This is a genomic window from Roseateles cavernae, from assembly GCF_040187885.1.
Classification (GTDB): domain Bacteria; phylum Pseudomonadota; class Gammaproteobacteria; order Burkholderiales; family Burkholderiaceae_C; genus Roseateles_E; species Roseateles_E cavernae.
Genome location: NZ_JBDPLH010000010.1, coordinates 185,508 through 202,575, shown reverse-complemented (window position 1 = coordinate 202,575; position 17,068 = coordinate 185,508). Strand labels below are relative to the sequence as shown.

Annotated in this window: 16 protein-coding genes; 12 read left to right on the top strand and 4 right to left on the bottom strand. The window is 68.1% G+C overall.

The window, feature by feature from the left end; all coding sequences use genetic code 11:
* Positions 1-60 precede the first annotated feature (60 nt).
* The gene (locus ABGI63_RS21945; RefSeq protein ID WP_349744641.1) at positions 61-705 is read right to left on the bottom strand and encodes a TetR/AcrR family transcriptional regulator; all 645 of its coding nucleotides are present in this window, start codon (positions 703-705) and stop codon (positions 61-63) included.
* Between the two features lie 295 nt (positions 706-1,000).
* On the opposite strand from ABGI63_RS21945, the gene ABGI63_RS21940 reads away from it, so the two are divergent.
* From ABGI63_RS21940 to ABGI63_RS21930, 3 genes are read left to right on the top strand one after another with little or no spacing between them, the layout of a single operon-like run.
* Entirely contained in the window at positions 1,001-2,215 is a 1,215-nt protein-coding gene (locus tag ABGI63_RS21940) for an efflux RND transporter periplasmic adaptor subunit (protein ID WP_349744640.1), read from the top strand.
* A 19-nt stretch (positions 2,216-2,234) separates the two neighbouring features.
* Positions 2,235-5,510, top strand: coding sequence for an efflux RND transporter permease subunit (locus ABGI63_RS21935; RefSeq protein WP_137945722.1), 3,276 nt, complete (start codon positions 2,235-2,237; stop codon positions 5,508-5,510).
* Positions 5,510-6,913: an efflux transporter outer membrane subunit gene (locus tag ABGI63_RS21930; protein ID WP_349744639.1), complete on the top strand. Its 1,404-nt coding sequence runs from the start codon at positions 5,510-5,512 to the stop codon at positions 6,911-6,913. Before ABGI63_RS21935 ends, ABGI63_RS21930 begins: the two co-directional genes overlap by 1 nt.
* 18 nt (positions 6,914-6,931) lie before the next feature.
* On the opposite strand, the gene ABGI63_RS21925 is transcribed toward ABGI63_RS21930, so the two are convergent.
* On the bottom strand, positions 6,932-7,858 hold the full coding sequence (locus tag ABGI63_RS21925; protein WP_349744638.1) for a LysR family transcriptional regulator: 927 nt from the start codon (positions 7,856-7,858) through the stop codon (positions 6,932-6,934).
* Positions 7,859-7,975: 117 nt separating this feature from the next.
* Between ABGI63_RS21925 and ABGI63_RS21920 the strand changes: the two genes are divergently transcribed.
* The 6 genes from ABGI63_RS21920 to ABGI63_RS21895 all read left to right on the top strand — a co-directional run bounded on the left by ABGI63_RS21920 (position 7,976) and on the right by ABGI63_RS21895 (position 12,714).
* A complete protein-coding gene (locus ABGI63_RS21920; protein ID WP_349744636.1) occupies positions 7,976-8,845 on the top strand; it encodes a pirin family protein in 870 nt (289 codons plus the stop codon).
* Positions 8,846-8,892: 47 nt separating this feature from the next.
* Complete coding sequence (locus ABGI63_RS21915; RefSeq protein ID WP_349744634.1) at positions 8,893-9,570, top strand: hydrolase; 678 nt, start codon at positions 8,893-8,895, stop codon at positions 9,568-9,570.
* Positions 9,571-9,612: 42 nt separating this feature from the next.
* A complete protein-coding gene (ycaC, locus tag ABGI63_RS21910) occupies positions 9,613-10,242 on the top strand; it encodes an isochorismate family cysteine hydrolase YcaC (protein ID WP_349744632.1) in 630 nt (209 codons plus the stop codon).
* Positions 10,243-10,267: 25 nt separating this feature from the next.
* Positions 10,268-10,531 carry a hypothetical protein gene (locus tag ABGI63_RS21905; protein WP_349744630.1) on the top strand — a complete coding sequence of 88 codons (264 nt, stop codon included), beginning with the start codon at positions 10,268-10,270 and terminating at the stop codon, positions 10,529-10,531.
* An 87-nt stretch (positions 10,532-10,618) separates the two neighbouring features.
* Positions 10,619-11,548: a VTT domain-containing protein gene (locus tag ABGI63_RS21900; RefSeq protein WP_349744628.1), complete on the top strand. Its 930-nt coding sequence runs from the start codon at positions 10,619-10,621 to the stop codon at positions 11,546-11,548.
* An 854-nt stretch (positions 11,549-12,402) separates the two neighbouring features.
* Positions 12,403-12,714 (top strand): hypothetical protein, encoded by a 312-nt coding sequence (locus ABGI63_RS21895; protein ID WP_349744626.1) that lies wholly within the window; start codon positions 12,403-12,405, stop codon positions 12,712-12,714.
* Between the two features lie 83 nt (positions 12,715-12,797).
* On the opposite strand, the gene ABGI63_RS21890 is transcribed toward ABGI63_RS21895, so the two are convergent.
* On the bottom strand, positions 12,798-13,307 hold the full coding sequence (locus ABGI63_RS21890) for an endonuclease V (RefSeq protein ID WP_349744624.1): 510 nt from the start codon (positions 13,305-13,307) through the stop codon (positions 12,798-12,800).
* A 52-nt stretch (positions 13,308-13,359) separates the two neighbouring features.
* The gene (locus ABGI63_RS21885) at positions 13,360-14,619 is read right to left on the bottom strand and encodes a sensor histidine kinase (RefSeq protein WP_349744622.1); all 1,260 of its coding nucleotides are present in this window, start codon (positions 14,617-14,619) and stop codon (positions 13,360-13,362) included.
* A gap of 94 nt (positions 14,620-14,713) precedes the next feature.
* Here ABGI63_RS21885 and ABGI63_RS21880 point away from each other — a divergent pair, with 94 nt between their 5' ends.
* From ABGI63_RS21880 to ABGI63_RS21870, 3 genes are read left to right on the top strand one after another with little or no spacing between them, the layout of a single operon-like run.
* Positions 14,714-15,109, top strand: a complete 396-nt coding sequence (locus ABGI63_RS21880) for a PPC domain-containing DNA-binding protein (RefSeq protein ID WP_349744620.1) — start codon at positions 14,714-14,716, stop codon at positions 15,107-15,109.
* Positions 15,110-15,112: 3 nt separating this feature from the next.
* Positions 15,113-16,117, top strand: coding sequence for a Gfo/Idh/MocA family protein (locus tag ABGI63_RS21875; RefSeq protein ID WP_349744618.1), 1,005 nt, complete (start codon positions 15,113-15,115; stop codon positions 16,115-16,117).
* 24 nt (positions 16,118-16,141) lie between these two features.
* The gene (locus ABGI63_RS21870) at positions 16,142-16,987 is read left to right on the top strand and encodes a PA4780 family RIO1-like protein kinase (protein WP_349744616.1); all 846 of its coding nucleotides are present in this window, start codon (positions 16,142-16,144) and stop codon (positions 16,985-16,987) included.
* Positions 16,988-17,068 lie beyond the last annotated feature (81 nt).

The window sequence follows — 17,068 nt, the reverse complement described above, 5'->3', positions numbered from 1 at the left end:
ATCGGCGCGTTGGAAGGCAGTCTGCGAGCCGCTGGCTTCAGCGGCGTTTCCGGGCCCGGCTCAGGCTGTTTCTTTTGTTGCCGGCCCGGCGCTGGGCCAGGCGCGCATCGCGGCGGCGGCGGTGGCCAGCAGGCTTTCATGGCTGGCGCCGTCCTTGGCCTGGATGGACATGCCCTGGTAGACCGTGCTGTAGAAGCTGGCCAGCGCGGCGGCGTCGGTGTCGGCCGGCAGCTCGCCGTCGCGTATGCCCTGCTCGATGCGGCAGCGCAGGCCGCTGTCGGCAGCGGCGCGGCGCTTGGCCAGCGCCGCCTGGATATGGGCCGAGGCCTCGGAGCAGTTGGTCGCGGCCATCACGACCATGCAGCCGCGCGGGTGGCAGGGCCGGGTCAGCTCCTCAGCGGCTTCCTCCAGCAGGCGCTTGATCGCGCCATGGGCGGTCGGTTCCTCTTCCAGCGCGCGCGGATAGCCGCCGGCCGGGCCCAGCGCATAGCGCTCGATGGCCTCCAGGAACAGGCGCTCCTTGTCGCCGAAGGCGGTGTAGAGGCTGGGCGCGGTGATGCCCATCGCGGCGGTCAGCTCGGCAATCGAGGCCGCCTCATAGCCACGCTGCCAGAACACATGCATGGCTTGCTCCAGCGCCTTGTCCCGATCGAAGGACAGGGGCCGGCCGCGTGGCTTGCAAACCTTGGCGTCGTTGATTTCCATAGTGATCGATAATAAAACTCTTGACGCCATAAAACAAGGCGACTACATTGCAGTCCATAAATCGTAATGGTCATTATGAATATGGACTTAGCGCACATCATGACATGCTTTCACCGCCCCGCCTGTCGCCGCTGTTGACGAGGTCCAGGGCCGCAGCCGGCTGAGCCCCCGGGTCTCAGCCTAGTCGCCCAGCCCCCTCTTTTTGCTCCCGTTTCGTCGTTTTCGCGCAGACCCGCCGAGGTCTGGGTGAGGCCGCTGCATTGCTTCTCAAAAACATCCGCCAGGAGTTCATCCCATGTCTCAGAACCACACCCCGTCTCGTGGCCGCCGCCTGTGGCTGGCCGGCTCCACCTTCACCGCGCTGACCGCGATCGCCGCCGTCAGCGCGGCCTTCTTCGGCCTCAACCAGGCCGCTGAGGCCGAAAGCCCGCCGGCCGCGCCGCCGGCCACCCCGGTCTCGGTGGCCGCCGTTCAGTCCAGCGAAGTGGCCACCTGGGACGAGTTCTCGGGCCGGCTCGAAGCGATCGAGCGCGTCGAACTGCGCCCGCGCGTGCCCGGCACCGTGCAGGCCGTGCATTTCCGCGAGGGGGCGCTGGTCGGCAAGGGCGATCTGCTGATCACCATCGATCCGGCCCCCTATGCGGCCGAGGCCGAGCGCGCCGAGGCCCAGGTGGCCGCCGCGCAGGCCCGGGCGCTGAACGCGCAGACCGAGCTGGCCCGCGCCAAGCGCTTGCTGGCCGAGCAGGCGATCGCGCAGCGCGAGTTCGATGAGCGCAGCTCGGTGCTGCGCGAGGCCGAGGCCAATCTGCGCGCCGCCCAGGCCGGCCTGCAGTCCGCCAAGCTGAATCTCTCTTACACCCAGGTGCGCGCGCCGGTGTCGGGCCGGGTCGGCCGGCTCGAGATCACGGTCGGCAACCAGGTGGCCGCCGGCCCCGGCGCGCCGCTGCTGACCACCTTGATGTCGGTCAGCCCGATCTATGCCAGCTTCGACGCCGACGAGCGCGTGATCGCCAAGGCGCTCGCCGAGCGCAACAAGCTCGAGCGCATCCCGGTGCAGATGGGCACGCTGGGCCAGGACGGCACGCCGCTGGAAGGCCGTTTGCAGCTGATCGACAACCAGATCAATGCCAAGAGCGGCACGGTGCGGGTGCGCGCGGTCTTCGACAACAAGGACGGCAGCCTGATGCCCGGCCAGTTCGCCCGCGTGCGCCTGGGACAGTCCGGCAAGCAGCAGGCCCTCTTGATCAATGAGCGCGCGGTCGGCACCGACCAGAGCAAGCGCTTCGTGATGGTGGTCGGCGCCGACAACAAGGCCGAGTACCGCGAGGTGACCCTGGGCGCGCCCGCCGGCGGGCTGCGCATCGTCAGCAGCGGCCTGAAGGCCAATGAGCGCATCGTCGTCAACGGCCTGCAGCGCGTGCGTCCCGGCTCGCTGCTGGCGCCGAGTTCGGTGGCGATGGATGCGAAGCCGGAAGTACAGGCCAAGGCCAAGACAGCGGACAAGAGCTGATCAGGCAGGAAACAAGACCATGAACTTATCCAAATTCTTCATCGACCGGCCGATCTTCGCCGGCGTGATCTCGGTGCTGATGGTGCTGGCCGGCCTGATCGCCGTGCGTGCGCTGCCGATCTCCGAGTATCCCGAGGTCGTGCCGCCCTCCGTGGTGGTGCGCGCCAACTATCCCGGCGCCAACCCCAAGGTGATCGCCGAAACCGTGGCCACGCCGCTGGAGGAAGCGCTCAACGGCGTCGAGGACATGCTCTATATGGGCAGCCAGGCGACGACCGACGGCCTGATGACCCTGACCGTCACCTTCAAGCTGGGCACCGACCCGGACAAGGCCCAGCAGCTGGTGCAGAACCGCGTCTCGCAGGCCGAGCCGCGCCTGCCCGAGGAGGTCCGGCGCCTGGGCGTCACGACGATCAAGAGTTCGCCCGACCTGACCATGGTCGTGCACCTGCTGTCGCCGAGCGGCCGCTACGACATGACCTATCTGCGCAACTACGCGCTGCTGAACGTCAAGGACCGGCTGGCGCGGCTGCAGGGCGTCGGCGATGTGCAGCTGTTCGGTTCGGGTGACTACTCGATGCGCGTCTGGCTCGACCCGCAGAAGGTGGCCCAGCACAGCTTGTCGGCCGGCGACGTGGTCGCCGCGATCCGTGGCCAGAACATCCAGGCCGCCGCTGGCGTGATCGGCGCCTCGCCGGGTCTGCCGGGCGTGGACATGCAGCTCTCCATCAACGCGCAGGGCCGGCTGCAGAACGAAGAGGAATTCGGCGACATCATCGTCAAGACCGAGGCCTCGGGTGCGGTGACACGTTTGCGCGAGCTCGGCCGCATCGAACTCGGTGCCTCGGGTTATGCCTTGCGCTCGCTGCTGGACAACAAGGACGCGGTGGCGGTGCCCATCTTCGCGGCCCCCGGTTCCAACGCGATCCAGATCTCCGACCAGGTGCGCGCGACGATGGCCGAGCTGCAGAAGAGCATGCCCGAGGGTGTCGAGTACAGCATCGTCTATGACCCGACCCAGTTCGTGCGCGCCTCGATCGAATCGGTGGTGCACACCTTGCTGGAGGCCGTGGCCCTGGTGGTGCTGGTCGTGATCCTGTTCCTGCAGACCTGGCGCGCCTCCATCATCCCGCTGCTGGCGGTGCCGGTGTCGGTGGTGGGCACCTTCGCGGTGATGCATCTGTTCGGCTTTTCCATCAACGCGCTGAGCCTGTTCGGCCTGGTGCTGGCGATCGGCATCGTGGTCGACGATGCCATCGTCGTGGTCGAGAACGTCGAGCGCAATATCGAGGCCGGCCTGAGCCCGCGCGACGCCACCTACCGCGCGATGCGCGAGGTCTCCGGCCCCATCATCGCGATTGCCCTGGTGCTGGTCGCGGTGTTCGTGCCGCTGGCCTTCATCAGCGGCCTGACCGGCCAGTTCTACCGCCAGTTCGCGCTGACGATTGCGATCTCGACGGTGATCTCGGCGATCAACTCGCTGACCCTGTCGCCGGCGCTGGCGGCGATGCTGCTGCGTGGCCATGACGCGCCCAAGGACGCGCTGACCCGCGGCATGGACAAGGTGTTCGGCCGCTTCTTCCGCGCCTTCAACCGCGTCTTCAAGCGCGGCTCCGAGGCCTATGGCGGCGGCGTGCAGCGCGCCATCGCCCGCAAGGCGGTGATGCTGGCGCTGTACGGCGGCCTGGTGCTGCTGACCGTGGGCCTGTTCAAGGCCGTGCCCGGCGGCTTTGTGCCGGCGCAGGACAAGCAATACCTGATCGGCTTTGCCCAGCTGCCCGATGGCGCCACGCTGGACCGCACCGAAGATGTGATCCGCCGCATGAGCGACATCACCTTGAAGACCCCCGGCGTCGAGCATGCGATCGCTTTCCCGGGCCTGTCGATCAACGGCTTCACCAACAGCTCCAACTCCGGCATCGTCTTTGTGTCGCTGAAGCCTTTCGAGGAGCGCACCAGCAAGGAACTGTCGGCCGGCGCGATTGCCGGCGCGATGAATGCGCAGTTCGGCCAGATCCAGGACGCCTTCGTCGTGATGTTCCCGCCCCCGCCGGTGCAGGGCCTGGGCACGACCGGCGGCTTCAAGCTGCAGCTGGAAGACCGCGGCGGCCTCGGCTATGAGGCGCTGGATCAGGCGGTCAAGGCCTTCATGGCCAAGGCCTACCAGACGCCTGAGCTGGCCGGCATGTTCTCCAGCTACCAGGTCAACGTGCCCCAGCTCTATGCCGACATCGATCGCACCAAGGCGCGCCAGCTGGGCGTCGCGGTGACCGATGTGTTCGACACCATGCAGATCTACCTCGGCAGTCTGTATGTCAACGACTTCAACAAGTTCGGCCGGACCTATTCGGTGCGCGTGCAGGCCGATGCCGCCTATCGTGCGCGGCCCGAGGATGTGGGCCAGCTGAAGGTGCGCTCCAACACCGGCGAGATGGTGCCGCTGTCGGCGCTGATGACGGTGCAGCACTCCTTCGGCCCCGAGCGGGCGATGCGCTACAACGGCTTCCTGTCGGCCGACATCAACGGCGGCCCGGCCCCGGGCTTCAGCTCGGGCCAGGCCCAGGATGCGATCAAGCGCATCGCGGCCGAGACGCTGCCGCCCGGCATCACTTATGAGTGGACCGAGCTGACCTACCAGGAAATCATTGCCGGCAACTCGGCGCTGTGGATCTTCCCGCTGGCCATCCTGCTGGTCTTCCTGGTGCTGGCCGCGCAGTACGAAAGCCTGACCCTGCCGCTAGCCATCCTGCTGATCGTGCCCATGGGTCTGCTGTCGGCGATGACCGGCGTCTGGCTCTCGGGCGGGGACAACAATGTCTTCACCCAGATCGGGCTGATGGTGCTGGTGGGGCTGAGTGCGAAGAACGCGATCCTGATCGTCGAGTTCGCCCGCGAGCTGGAGTTCGCCGGCCGCAGCCCGCTGGAGGCCGCGATCGAGGCCGCCCGCCTGCGCCTGCGTCCCATCCTGATGACCTCGCTGGCCTTTGTGATGGGCGTGCTGCCCCTGGTGCTGGCCACCGGCGCCGGCGCCGAGATGCGCTCGGCAATGGGCGTCGCGGTGTTCGCCGGGATGATAGGCGTGACGGCCTTCGGCCTGTTCCTGACGCCGGTGTTCTATGTGCTGCTGCGCCGCCTGACCGGCAACCGACCGCTGAAGCTGCATGGCGATGCCGACGCGCATCTGGAAGCCTTTGCCGGCTCCGAAGAGATGCACGACAAGCTCACGCACCAGGCGCATGCCGCCGGCACCTCGACCAAGCCTCTGCCCGCGGCCCCGCGCCACGAGCACGAGTGATGAAGACGGAGAACGAAATCATGTTCAACAAGAAACTGCTGCTGACCCCGCTGCTGGCCGTGCTGGTGCTGGCCGGTTGCGCCAGCGTGCCGGTCAGCGAACCGCACGCGCTGCCGGCCACGCCGGCCTCGTTCAAGCACAAGGCTCTGCCGGCCAGCGCCACGCTGGCTCAGGCTGACTGGTGGAAGACCTTTGCCGACCCGCAGCTCGATGCACTGACCGAGCGCGCGCTGGCCCACAACACCAGCCTGCAGCAGGCGTCCGCGCGCCTGGCCCAGGCCCGGGCGCTGCTGCGCAGCACCGAGGCGAACCGGGCGCTGCAGCTCGGCGCCAGCGCCGGCGCCAGCCGCCAGGGCGGTGATGCGGCGCGCGCGGCCGGCAATGCCGGCACGGTCTACACGGCCGGCGTCAATCTCTCCTATGAGATCGACGTGATGGGCCGGCTCAGCAAGGCCAGCAGCGCGGCCGCGCTCGACGCCCAGGCCAGCGAGCAGCTGCTGCAAAGCGCTCGCCTGCTGGTGCAGGCCGATGTGGCGCAGGCCTACTTCGCGCTGCGCGCGCTGGACGCCGAGCGCGCGCTGATGCGCGAGACGGTGGCCGCCTACCAGGACACCTTGCGGCTGACCGAGCGCCGCCATGCCGCCGGCGACATTGCCGAGCTCGATGTGGTGCGGGTGCGCACCGAGGTCGCGGCCACGCAGTCCCAGGCGCTGGCGCTGGACCGTCGCCGGGCCGAGCTGGAGCATGCGCTGGCCGTGCTGGCCGGCGAGCTGCCCAGCAGCTTGAGCGTGGCCGAGGGCGTCTGGGTCGAGACCTTGCCGAACGTGCCGGCCGGCCTGCCCAGCACGGTGCTGGAGCGCCGCCCCGATGTGGCGGCCGCGCAGAGCGCGATGCGTGCCGCGCAGGCACGTCTGGGTGTCGCGCAGACGGCCTGGTTCCCCAGCCTGGCGCTGACGGCCTCGGCCGGCGGTGCCTCGCCCGAGCTGTCCGATCTGTTCAAGAGCTCGGCCGGCCTGTGGGGCCTGAACGCGCTGCTGAATCTGCCCATCCTGGACGGCGGCCGCCGCGAGGCCGGCGTGCAGAGTGCGGCGGCCCAGTTGGACCTGGCGGCGGCCGGCTATCGCGAGCAGGTGCTGCAGGCCTTCCGCGATGTCGAGGACCAGCTCTCGGCCCTGACGCTGCTGCAGGCCCAGGCCGAGGTGCAGGCCCAGGCCGTGGCCTCGGCGACGCGCGCGCTGCAGCTCTCCGACTCGCGCTACCGCAACGGCCTGGTCAGCCAGCTGGAGCTGCTGGACGCGCGCCGCAGCGAGCTGGCGAATCGCCGCCAGGCGCTGCAGGTGAGGGCGGCGCAGTACCAGTCCACGGTGGGTTTGATCAAGGCGCTGGGCGGCGGCTGGGGCTGACCCTGCCTTGCTGATCGATCAGTCCTCGTCCAGCGCCGCAAAGCGCTGGGCCAGGAAGTCGATCAGCGCCCGCACCGCGGGCAACTGGCCGCGTCGCGACGCGAACACCGCATGGATGATCTCGCGCCGCGGCTCCCAGCCGGGCAGCACCGGCACCAGCTCGCCGCGCGCGAACTGCTCGCTGACCATCATGCGCGGCAGCTGCACGACGCCGACGCCGGCCACCGCAGCGGCGCGCAGGGCCAGCATCGCGCGGGTCACATAGCGCGGGCTGTGGCGCAGCTCGGCGCGCGCGCCGTCCGGACCCTGCAGCACCCACAGATGCTCGTCCTGCGGCTGGCCCAGATCCATGCTGGGCAGCCGGGCCAGCTCGGCCGGGCCCGACAGCCCCAGGGCAGGCATGCCGGCCTGCGCCAGCAGTGCCGGACTGGCCACCAGGCACTGGCCGCGGTCGGACAGTGCCCGCATCAGCAGCTCGCTGTCCTGCAACGGCGGCGGCCGCACCCGGATCGCGATATCGATGCCCTCGGCGATCACGTCGACCCGCCGGTTCGTCTCCTCCAGATGCAGCTCGACCCGTGGATGCGCGGCCAGGAACTCGGCCAGCATCTCGCCGATGCGGGCCGACAGCAGGGCCACCGGGCAGGCCATGCGCACGACGCCGCGCGGCTCGGCATGGGCCAGCGCGATCGCCTCCTCGGCCGCCTCGGCCTCAACCAGCATCGCGCGGCAATGGGCGTAGTAGGCCCGGCCCAGCTCGGTGACTGCGAAGCTGCGCGTCGAGCGCAGCAGCAGCCGGGTGCCCAGCCGTTCTTCCAGCAGCGCGATGCGCCGGCTCAGCTTGGACTTCGGGATGCCCAGCACCCGGCCGGCCGGCGCAAAGCCGCCATGCTCGACCACCTGGGCGAAATAGAAGAGGTCGTTGAGATCGGTGCCGGCTTTCATTGTTCTATTCGTAGGACTCTGAGGCGAAATATTAGCGACTACTGCGATCAGCGTTCCATCTCTATTCTTTGAACCATGTTCTGGCGCAGCCGGGACCTGTTTGAAGGAGACGATGAAATGCTGAAGCAGATCCTTGGCGTTTACAGCGCCCCCCGGCCCCATTGGGTGGGCAATGGCTTCCCGGTGCGTTCTCTGTTCAGCTACGGCAGCCATGGCGAATCGCTGAGCCCCTTTCTGTTGCTGGACCATGCCGGCCCGGCACACTTTGGCCCCTCGGCCGAGCCGCGTGGCGTCGGCGAGCATCCGCATCGCGGCTTCGAGACCGTCACCATCGTCTACGAGGGCGAGGTCGAGCACCGCGACTCGACCGGTGCTGGCGGCCTGATCGGTCCGGGCGATGTGCAGTGGATGACGGCCGCGTCCGGCATCCTGCACGAGGAGTTCCATTCCGAGGCCTTCACGCGCCGCGGTGGCAATCTGGAGATGGTGCAGCTGTGGGTCAATCTGCCGGCGCGCGACAAGATGGGCGCGCCCGGCTACCAGACCCTGCTTGATGCCCAGATCCCCAGCGTCGCGCTGCCCGATGGGGCCGGCCGCGTGCGCGTGATCGCCGGCGAGTTTGAAGGACACCGGGGCCCGGCCCGCACCCACACGCCGATCAATGCCTGGGATCTGCGCCTGGCACAAGGCGGCACCGCACGCCTGAGCCTGCCGGCGGGACACACCACCGCCCTGGTGGCGCTGCACGGCACGGTGCTGGTGAACGGCCAGCAACTGCTGCGCGAGGCGCAGTGGCTGCATCTGGACCGGGCCGGCGACGCGCTGGAGATCGAGGCCAACAACGACGCGACCCTGCTGCTGCTGGGCGGCGAACCGATCAACGAACCCATCGTCGGCCAGGGCCCGTTTGTGATGAACAGCCAGGCCGAGATCGACCGGGCCACGGCCGATTTCCGCAGTGGTCAGTTCGGCCGCATCCCCGCCTGAGCTGCCCTTCTCTCCCTTCTCAACCCCTCTCACAAGCAGGAGACCCCATGACCATCGCCAACTTCAACGGCCAGCGCCCCGTGATCGACCCCAACGACGCAGTGATGCTGCTGATCGACCACCAGAGCGGCCTGTTCCAGACCGTCAACGACATGCCGATGCCGCGGCTACGCGCCCATGCCGGCGCGTTGGCCAAGATGGCCAGCCTGGCCAAGATGCCGGTGATCACGACCGCCTCGGTGCCGCAAGGCCCGAACGGCCCGCTGATCCCGGAGATCCATGAGAACGCGCCGCACGCGCAGTACGTCTCGCGCAAGGGCGAGATCAATGCCTGGGACAACCCGGACTTCGTCGCCGCTGTCGAGGCCACCGGCCGCAAGACTCTGATCATTGCCGGCACGATCACCAGCGTCTGCATGGCCTTCCCGGCGATCAGCGCGGTGCATGCCGGCTACAAGGTGTTCGCGGTGGTCGATGCCTCAGGCACCTATTCCAAGATGGCCCAGGAGATCACGCTGGCCCGCGTGGTGCAGGCCGGCGTCGTGCCGATGGACACCGCAGCCGTGGCCTCCGAGATCCAGCGCAGCTGGAACCGTGCCGACGCGCTGCAATGGGCCGAGATCTACACCCGCATCTTCCCCGAATACCAGCTGCTGATCGAAAGCTATGGCAAGGCCCAGGCCGTCGCCAAGAGCGGCGAGAAGCTGGACTCGCAGCGCGCCTGAGCGCGCAACTCTGTCACCCCACCCCTCTCGAAAGGACTCATGATGAGCAAGCCCTACACCCGCCTGGACAAGAACAATGCCGCCGTGCTGCTGGTCGACCACCAGGCCGGCCTGCTGTCCCTGGTGCGCGATATCGACCCGGACAAGTTCAAGAACAATGTGCTCGCCCTGGCCGACCTGGCCAAGTACTTCAAGTTGCCGACCGTGCTGACCACCAGCTTCGAGGACGGCCCCAATGGCCCGCTGGTGCCTGAGCTGAAGCAGATCTTCCCCGATGCCCCCTTCATCCCGCGCCCCGGCCAGATCAATGCCTGGGACAACGAGGACTTCCTGAAGGCCGTCAAAGCCACCGGCAAGAAGCAGCTGATCATCGCCGGCGTCGTCACCGAGGTCTGCGTGGCCTTCCCGGCGCTGTCGGCGCTGGCTGAGGGCTATGAGGTCTTTGTCGTCACCGATGCCTCTGGCACCTTCAACGAGATCACCCGCAACGCCGCCTGGGACCGCATGAGCGCGGCCGGCGCCCAGCTGATGAGCTGGTTCGGCGTGGCCTGCGAGCTGCACCGCGACTGGCGCAACGATGTCGAGGGTCTGGGCGCGCTGTTCTCCAACCACATCCCCGACTATCGCAACCTGATCGGCAGCTACACGACGGTCAAGGCCAACGCTCGCTGAGCCGGGTGGCCGGAGCGCCGATCAGATGGACGCGCAGCAGCAAGCGACGGTCGTGCTGACGCAAGCGGCGGGCGGCAGGGTCGCTCTGCGTGTCGAAGCCGACGGCAGCTTCGTGCTGGCCGAGCAACTCGACACCCAGGCGCTGGCGCCCGGCCAGGTCATGGCGGGCCGTATGGATGTGATCGGCCTTGAGGACTGGGCGGACCGCAGCGACGGCGAGCAACGTTTCGCGGTCTTCATCCAGGCCTATGGTTTGTCCTGGGAGGCGGTGCGGGCCGAACTGGCCTGAGAATCGCGCACGACAATGGCCTTGCGGGCCTCGCAGGGCGACGGGCCGGGCGAAAATTCGCCCGGCCCTTTGCATTCTCTGGATCCCATGCGCGAACTGCTCGACCTCCTGATTACCCACGGCGTGCTGCTGGTCTTTCTCGTGACCCTGGCGGCGCGCGCCGGCGCACCCCTGCCGGCCGCGCCGCTGCTGGTGGTGGCGGGCGGCCTGGCGGCCGAGGGCGCACTGTCGGGCTGGGCGGTGTTACTCGTCGCCGTGCTGGCCAATATTGCCGGCGATGCGGTCTGGTTCGTGGCCGGCCAGCGCCAGGGCCATCGCGTGATGAAGCTGCTGTGCCGCATCTCGCTGTCGCCCGACGCCTGCGTGCGCCAGAGCGAGGGCCTGATCCTGCGCTGGGGCGGCCGTGCCCTGCTGGCCGCCAAGTTCCTGCCCGGCGTCTCGGTGGTCGCCGCGCCGATGGCCGGTGCCCTGGGCATGAGCTGGCGGCGCTTCATCGCCTATGACTTCGTCGCCGGCCTGTTGTGGAGCGGCGCCTTTGTGCTGTTGGGCCTGATGCTGTCCGACCAGATCCAGCAGGTGCTGGACATGCTGGCCGGCGCCGGCTATGTTGCGCTGGCTGCCCTGGCCCTGATCGTTGCCGGTCTGATCTTGCGGCGCTGGTGGCAGCGCCGCCGCTTCGCGCGCCGCACCCGTGGCGGCCGTCGCATCAGCATTGCCGAGGCCGCCGCGCTGCAGGACCGGGGCGAGGCGCCGGTATTCATCGACGTGCGCGCCGCCGGCGGCCGCGCGGTGGACCCGCGCCACATCCCCGGCGCCCTGCTGCTGGAGATCGATCAGATCAAAAGCCACGCCGCCAGCCTGCCCCGCGACCGCGAGCTTATCCTCTACTGCAACTGCCCCAACGAGGTCACGGCGGCGCTGGCGGTGACGGTGCTGGCCGAGGCAGGCGTCACGCGGGCAAGGGCGCTGGTGGGCGGGCTGGATGGGTGGGTGGGGGCGGGGAGGGCGGTGGCGTGAGGACGCCGAGACTTGTGCTTACCCGTCATGTTTCCCGGGGCTCGCGCCTTTTGAGAATCGTTCGGCTCAGGGAAAGACTTGAACTAGCTCAGCCACATGGACTGGTACCCAGAAATCGCACATTTATGCGTCCCGCGATTGACTGGCAAAGAAGGTGGCGTCTTGCATTGGCGAACCTAGCAGCCGCCGTAGTTTTTCTTGCCACTCTTTGTGATCGTGTAGCGCCCTCCCTTCGGACCGATGTAGCAATTTGGGGGCAATGGTTTGTTTGCAGAGGAGGGGGCCAAGGGCTCTGTGCTTCGGGGCACATCGCGCGACTCAACAGGCACTTGATTGATGTCTTCGCGCATAAGTGGAGCGGCGCATCCAATGCATAGCGCAGAGGCGATCAGCATAGAAAAGGTTTTCATCATCATTGCTGCCATCGCCTGTTCACGGAGCCCAAGCTTTGCTTGACCCAGGATACCAATTAGCCGGGAGCTGGAGATTATCGAGTCTCGAGTCTCCGGGGTCAGACCTTATTCTAGTCAAGACATGACCCCAAGCGGTTCCAGAAATCGACGCTATTGCCCCCGCCGGGATTTCACTCTGCCCCGCTTCAAGGTCGAGTCCACGCCATCGCCCGCTGTGCTCGAACTCCCACATGCACGGCCGCACGAGCGCCATTCATCGTTTGACCGGTCATGCCCCCCGCTCGCCGGGTACGGGGGCGGCGACGTGCCGATAGTGGCCCGTGCTGTCTCGTGATCGCTCGCACTACCCGCCAGGCTCAGGTTTTGCCGCCGTCGCGGCACCCATGTCACGGGCTCGGGAAGGGAGAACCGAAATGATGGAGGAAAGAAGCCTGGGTCGCTATGGCTGTCGCGCTGGCCCTGGCGCTTGTGCCGCTAGCCGCTGGTGCGGCCGAGAAGTCCCCGGCGGAGATTTATGCGGAGTACACCGCCCGGGTAGTACGGAGCATCAGTTTTGCGGACGATGCGGCCTATTACTTGGCGCGCAAGCGGGCCGAGGTGATCGCGTTCTATCCGCAGGTTTCCAGGGCGTTGGCCAAGTGCCAGGTCTTGAGCTTGGCAGCGCAGCGGCTGGAGGCGCGCGAGGCGGCGGCCTATCTGGAGTATTCGGCGACCGACCGCTGCACCAAGGCCCCGGCCGCATCGGCGCGATAGCGGCAGAAGAACAAGATGGTCAAGGAAGGCGGCGGCTGGAAGATCGACGGCGTCGAGATCGCGTTCTGAGGCGCGGCCAGCGCTCACGCCGCCGTCCCCTTCGCCAGCCTCGCCACCAGCTTCATCAAGGTCGGCACGCGGCGCTTGCCATGCATGCCGCGTACCCGCGCCTTGGCGGCGCCGAGGTCGATGCCGGCGCAGCTGATGAGCAGCGGGCGGGTTTCTTCCTCCCGGATCAGCTCGAACTGCGCGGGCAGGCCCGGCAGGGCGGTCTTGGAGATGCCGACGATGGCGACCTGGCCGCCCAGTGCGTGGAACAGATGCTGGCCCAGGCCCGCGGTTTCCTGCGCGTCGAGATGGACGGCGCCGTTGATCACGATCAGCTCGGGCGCCAGCGCATGCTCGCGCAGCAGCTGCAGCATGCAGGGCAGATCGCGCAGGTCAAGCTGCCCGCCGCGCGGCGCGGGCTCGACATGGGCGATGCGGGTGCTGAAGCTGCGCAGCGGCTCGACCGCATCCCAGGCCTCGAAGGCCACGGCGGCGGCGGTGGCGCCGCCCGCGCTGTGGTGGTGAACATCTATCGCCAGTTTCATTGATCAGCTTCGTTTGTCCTCGGGCCGGCGGCATTGTCGCGCGCCCGAGCACTCAGGCCCGTGCCACCGGCCACTCGACGACAAAGGTCGTGCCGACATCGGGCCGGCTGCGCACCTGGATATGACCGCGAAGCGCATCGATCATCTGCTTGACGATCACCAGACCCAGGCCGGTGCCCTGCACATGGCCATCGCGCTCACGGCCCAGCCGGTTGAAGGGCTGGAACAGCTGGGCCTGCTGAGCGGCCGTCAGCCCGACGCCGGTGTCCTCGACCTCGATATGCAGCTGATCCTGGCGCAGCGACAGCCGGGCCCGCACATGGCCGCCGGGGCGGTTGTACTTGATCGCATTGCTGAGCAGATTCGACAAGACCTGGCGCAGGCGCTTGCCATCCGAGACGACGACATGGTGGCCGTTCTCGGTCGCCAGGTCCAGGCTGACCTGGCGCGCCTGGGCCGACTGCGAGACCATGTCGCGGCAGTCCTGCAGCACGGTCTGCAGATTCACCGGCTCGCGCTCGATGCGCATCACACCGCTCTCGATACGGGCGATGTCCAGCACATCATCGACCAGGCGCAGCAGATGCCAGCCGGCGGTCTCGATGTGCTGCAGCCATTCGCGCTGCTTGCTCGTCATCGCCTCGGCCTGGTTGCCCATCAACTGGGCAAAACCCAGCACCGCGTTCAGCGGCGTGCGCAGCTCATGGCTCATGCGCGAGAGGAACTCGCTCTTCGCGCGGTTGGCCTGCTCGGCGGTCTCGCGGGCACGGTCGGCGTCCTGCAGGCGCAGGCGCTCGGCGGTCTCCAGCTCCAGCTGGTGGGTGCGCTCCAGCACGCGCGCCTCCAGCTCCTGGCTGAGCTGCTCCAGCCTGGCCTCGGCGGCGCGCCGCTCGGCCACCTCGCGCGCCAGCCGATCGACCATCTTCTCCAGCGTCTCGGTGCTGGGCAGGCGCAGCGCCTGCGGCATCAGCCACCACAGGCCGATCGCGGTGACCAGCGAGACCGCCGCCGTGGCCGCCTTGACATAGCCCTGCAGCCAGTAGGCCGGTGTCCAGATTGTCAGGATGTCCACCACATGGGTGCTGCCGCACAGGAAGATGAAGGCCGAGAACAGCACGAAGATCCAGTTGAACTTCAGGTCGCTGCGCCGCTTGACGAAGACCATCAGCGCCAGCGGGATCGAGAAATAGGCCAATGCCGTCACCGCGTCCGCGCCCACCATCAGCCCGAGCAGGTCGGGGCTCCACTGGAAGCACACGCCATGGGGCAGGAAGCCCTGGCTGGCGGTCCATTGCAACAGGCTCTGGCTCATGAATGGCCCCTTGACGCATATCAAGAGCTCTTTATGCCTGCTGCGTCGCCGCAGGGCAAGTGCAGATGACGCATGCATCGGTTACGCTGAGCCGATGAATACCCTGCCTGTGCGTTTGTTCCCCGGCGACGATCTGCGTGCCGCGCTGGAGGCGGCGCTGGCCGCCCAGGGCGGCAGTGCCGGCTTTGTGCTGAGCGGCATCGGCAGTCTGAAGCCCGCGCGGCTGCGCCTGGCCGGTGCCGCGCAGATCATCGATCTGACGGATGATGTCGAGATCCTGACCCTGGCCGGCAGCCTCGCGGCCAATGGCTCGCATCTGCACATCAGCGTGTCGGACCGCCAGGGCCGCGTGCTGGGCGGCCATGTGGCGCCCGGCTGCATCGTCCACACGACGGCCGAAGTGCTGCTGGCCCTGCTGCCCGACTGGCAGCTGCGCCGCGAGCCCGACGCCGCCACCGGCTATGCTGAGCTGATCATCCGCGCCCGTTGACTCATGACCGAATTCGCATGGGCCCTGATCGGCCCCGGCAAGATCGCCCGCCGTTTTGCCTCCGCCGTGCAGCAGCTGGACGGCACCCGCTTGCACAGCGTGCTGGGCCGCGACGCGGCCCGCGCCCAGGCCTTTGCCCGGGAGTTCTCCGCCGCCCGCTCGACCACCGATCTGGCCGCGCTGCTGGCCGATCCGGCGGTGGACGGCGTCTATGTGGCCACACCGCACTCCGAGCATGGCGAAATCGTGCGCGCCTGCCTGGAGGCCGGCAAGCCGGTGCTGTGCGAGAAGCCGCTGGTGCCAGGTCTTGCCCAGGCCGAGCCGCTGGTGGCGCTGGCGCGCGAGCGCGGCCTGTTCCTGATGGAAGCGGTGTGGACCCGCTTCCTGCCGGTCTACAACGAGGTCTTGCAGGGCTGGCTGCGCGCCCAGCTGATCGGCGAGCTGCGCGGCATCCAGTCCAGCTTCTGCTTTCCCGCCCCCTACCAGAGCGGCAGCCGCCTGTTCGACCCGGCCCTGGCCGGCGGGGCGCTGCTGGACATCGGCATCTACAACCTGACGGTGACGCGCTGGGTGCTGCAGCAGGCGCTGGGCGTCTGCCCCGAGCCGCTGGTGCTGCGTGCCGAGGGCCTGCTGGCGCCGACCGGCGTCGATCAGCGCGTCAACGCGACGCTGAGCTTCCCAGGCGGCCTGGTCTCGCAGTTCATCTGCGGCATCGACGGCAGCTCCGACAACGCGCTGCACATCCTCGGCACGCGCGGCAGCATCACCTTGCCGCACAACTTCTGGCAGGCCACCGAGGCGCGGCTGCAGCTGCACGGCGAGGCGCCGCAGACCGTGGCCGCGCCGTTTCGCATCAACGGCTTCGAGGGCGAGATCGAGGAAGCGATGCGCTGCATACGCGCCGGACTGATAGAGAGCCCGCAGATGCCGCATGCCGAAAGCCTGGCGACTCTCGCCTGGATGGACGAGATCCGGCGCCAGCTGGGCGTGCGCTATCCCTTCGAGTGAGGGCCTTGCGGCGACAATGCGCCGATGAAAGCACCCAAGAGACTGCAGGCCCTGATCGATGAGGGGCTGATCGATGCGGTGCAGCGCCAGCTGATGAGCGGCAAGGAAGCGACCGTCTATGTCGTGCGCTGCGGCGACGAGATCCGCTGCGCCAAGGTCTACAAGGAGGCCAGCGAGCGCAGCTTCCGCCAGGCCGTCGACTACACCGAGAACCGCAAGGTCAAGAACAGCCGCCAGGCCCGCGCGATGGCCAAGGGCACCCGCTACGGCCGTCAGGCCACCGAAGCGGCCTGGCAGAGCGCCGAGGTCGACGCGCTCTACCGCCTGGCCGGTGCCGGCGTGCGCGTGCCCCGGCCCTACAACTTCCATGAGGGCGTGCTGCTGATGGAGCTGGTCACCGATGCCGACGGTGACGCCGCACCGCGCCTGAACGATGTGCTGTTCACGGCCGAGGAGGCGCAGACCCATCACGCCAGCCTGATCGGCGAGGTCGTGCGCATGCTCTGCGCCGGCGTCGTGCACGGCGATCTGTCCGAGTTCAACATCCTGCTGGCGGCCGACGGCCCGGTCATCATCGACCTGCCGCAGGCGGTGGACGCGGCCGGCAACAACCATGCGATGCGCATGCTGCTGCGCGATGTCGGCAATCTGCGCGACTTTTTCGGCCGCTTCGCGCCGGCGCTTTTGAGCACCGATTACGGCCCCGAGATCTGGGCCTTGTTCCAGCGCGGCGCGCTGACGCCCGAGACCCCGCTGAGCGGCCGCTTCGAGCGCCGGCTGGCGGCGGTCGACCTCGGCGCGGTGCTGCGCGAGATCGACGACGCGCGCGACGAAGAGGCGGCGCGGCGGCTGAGGATGCAGATGGGTTGAGCGGCCCGGGCATCCGCTATAAATCGCTTGATTCAGTTGCTGCTGATGCTCGTCGCCATCACCTCTTGACCCACCAAAGAC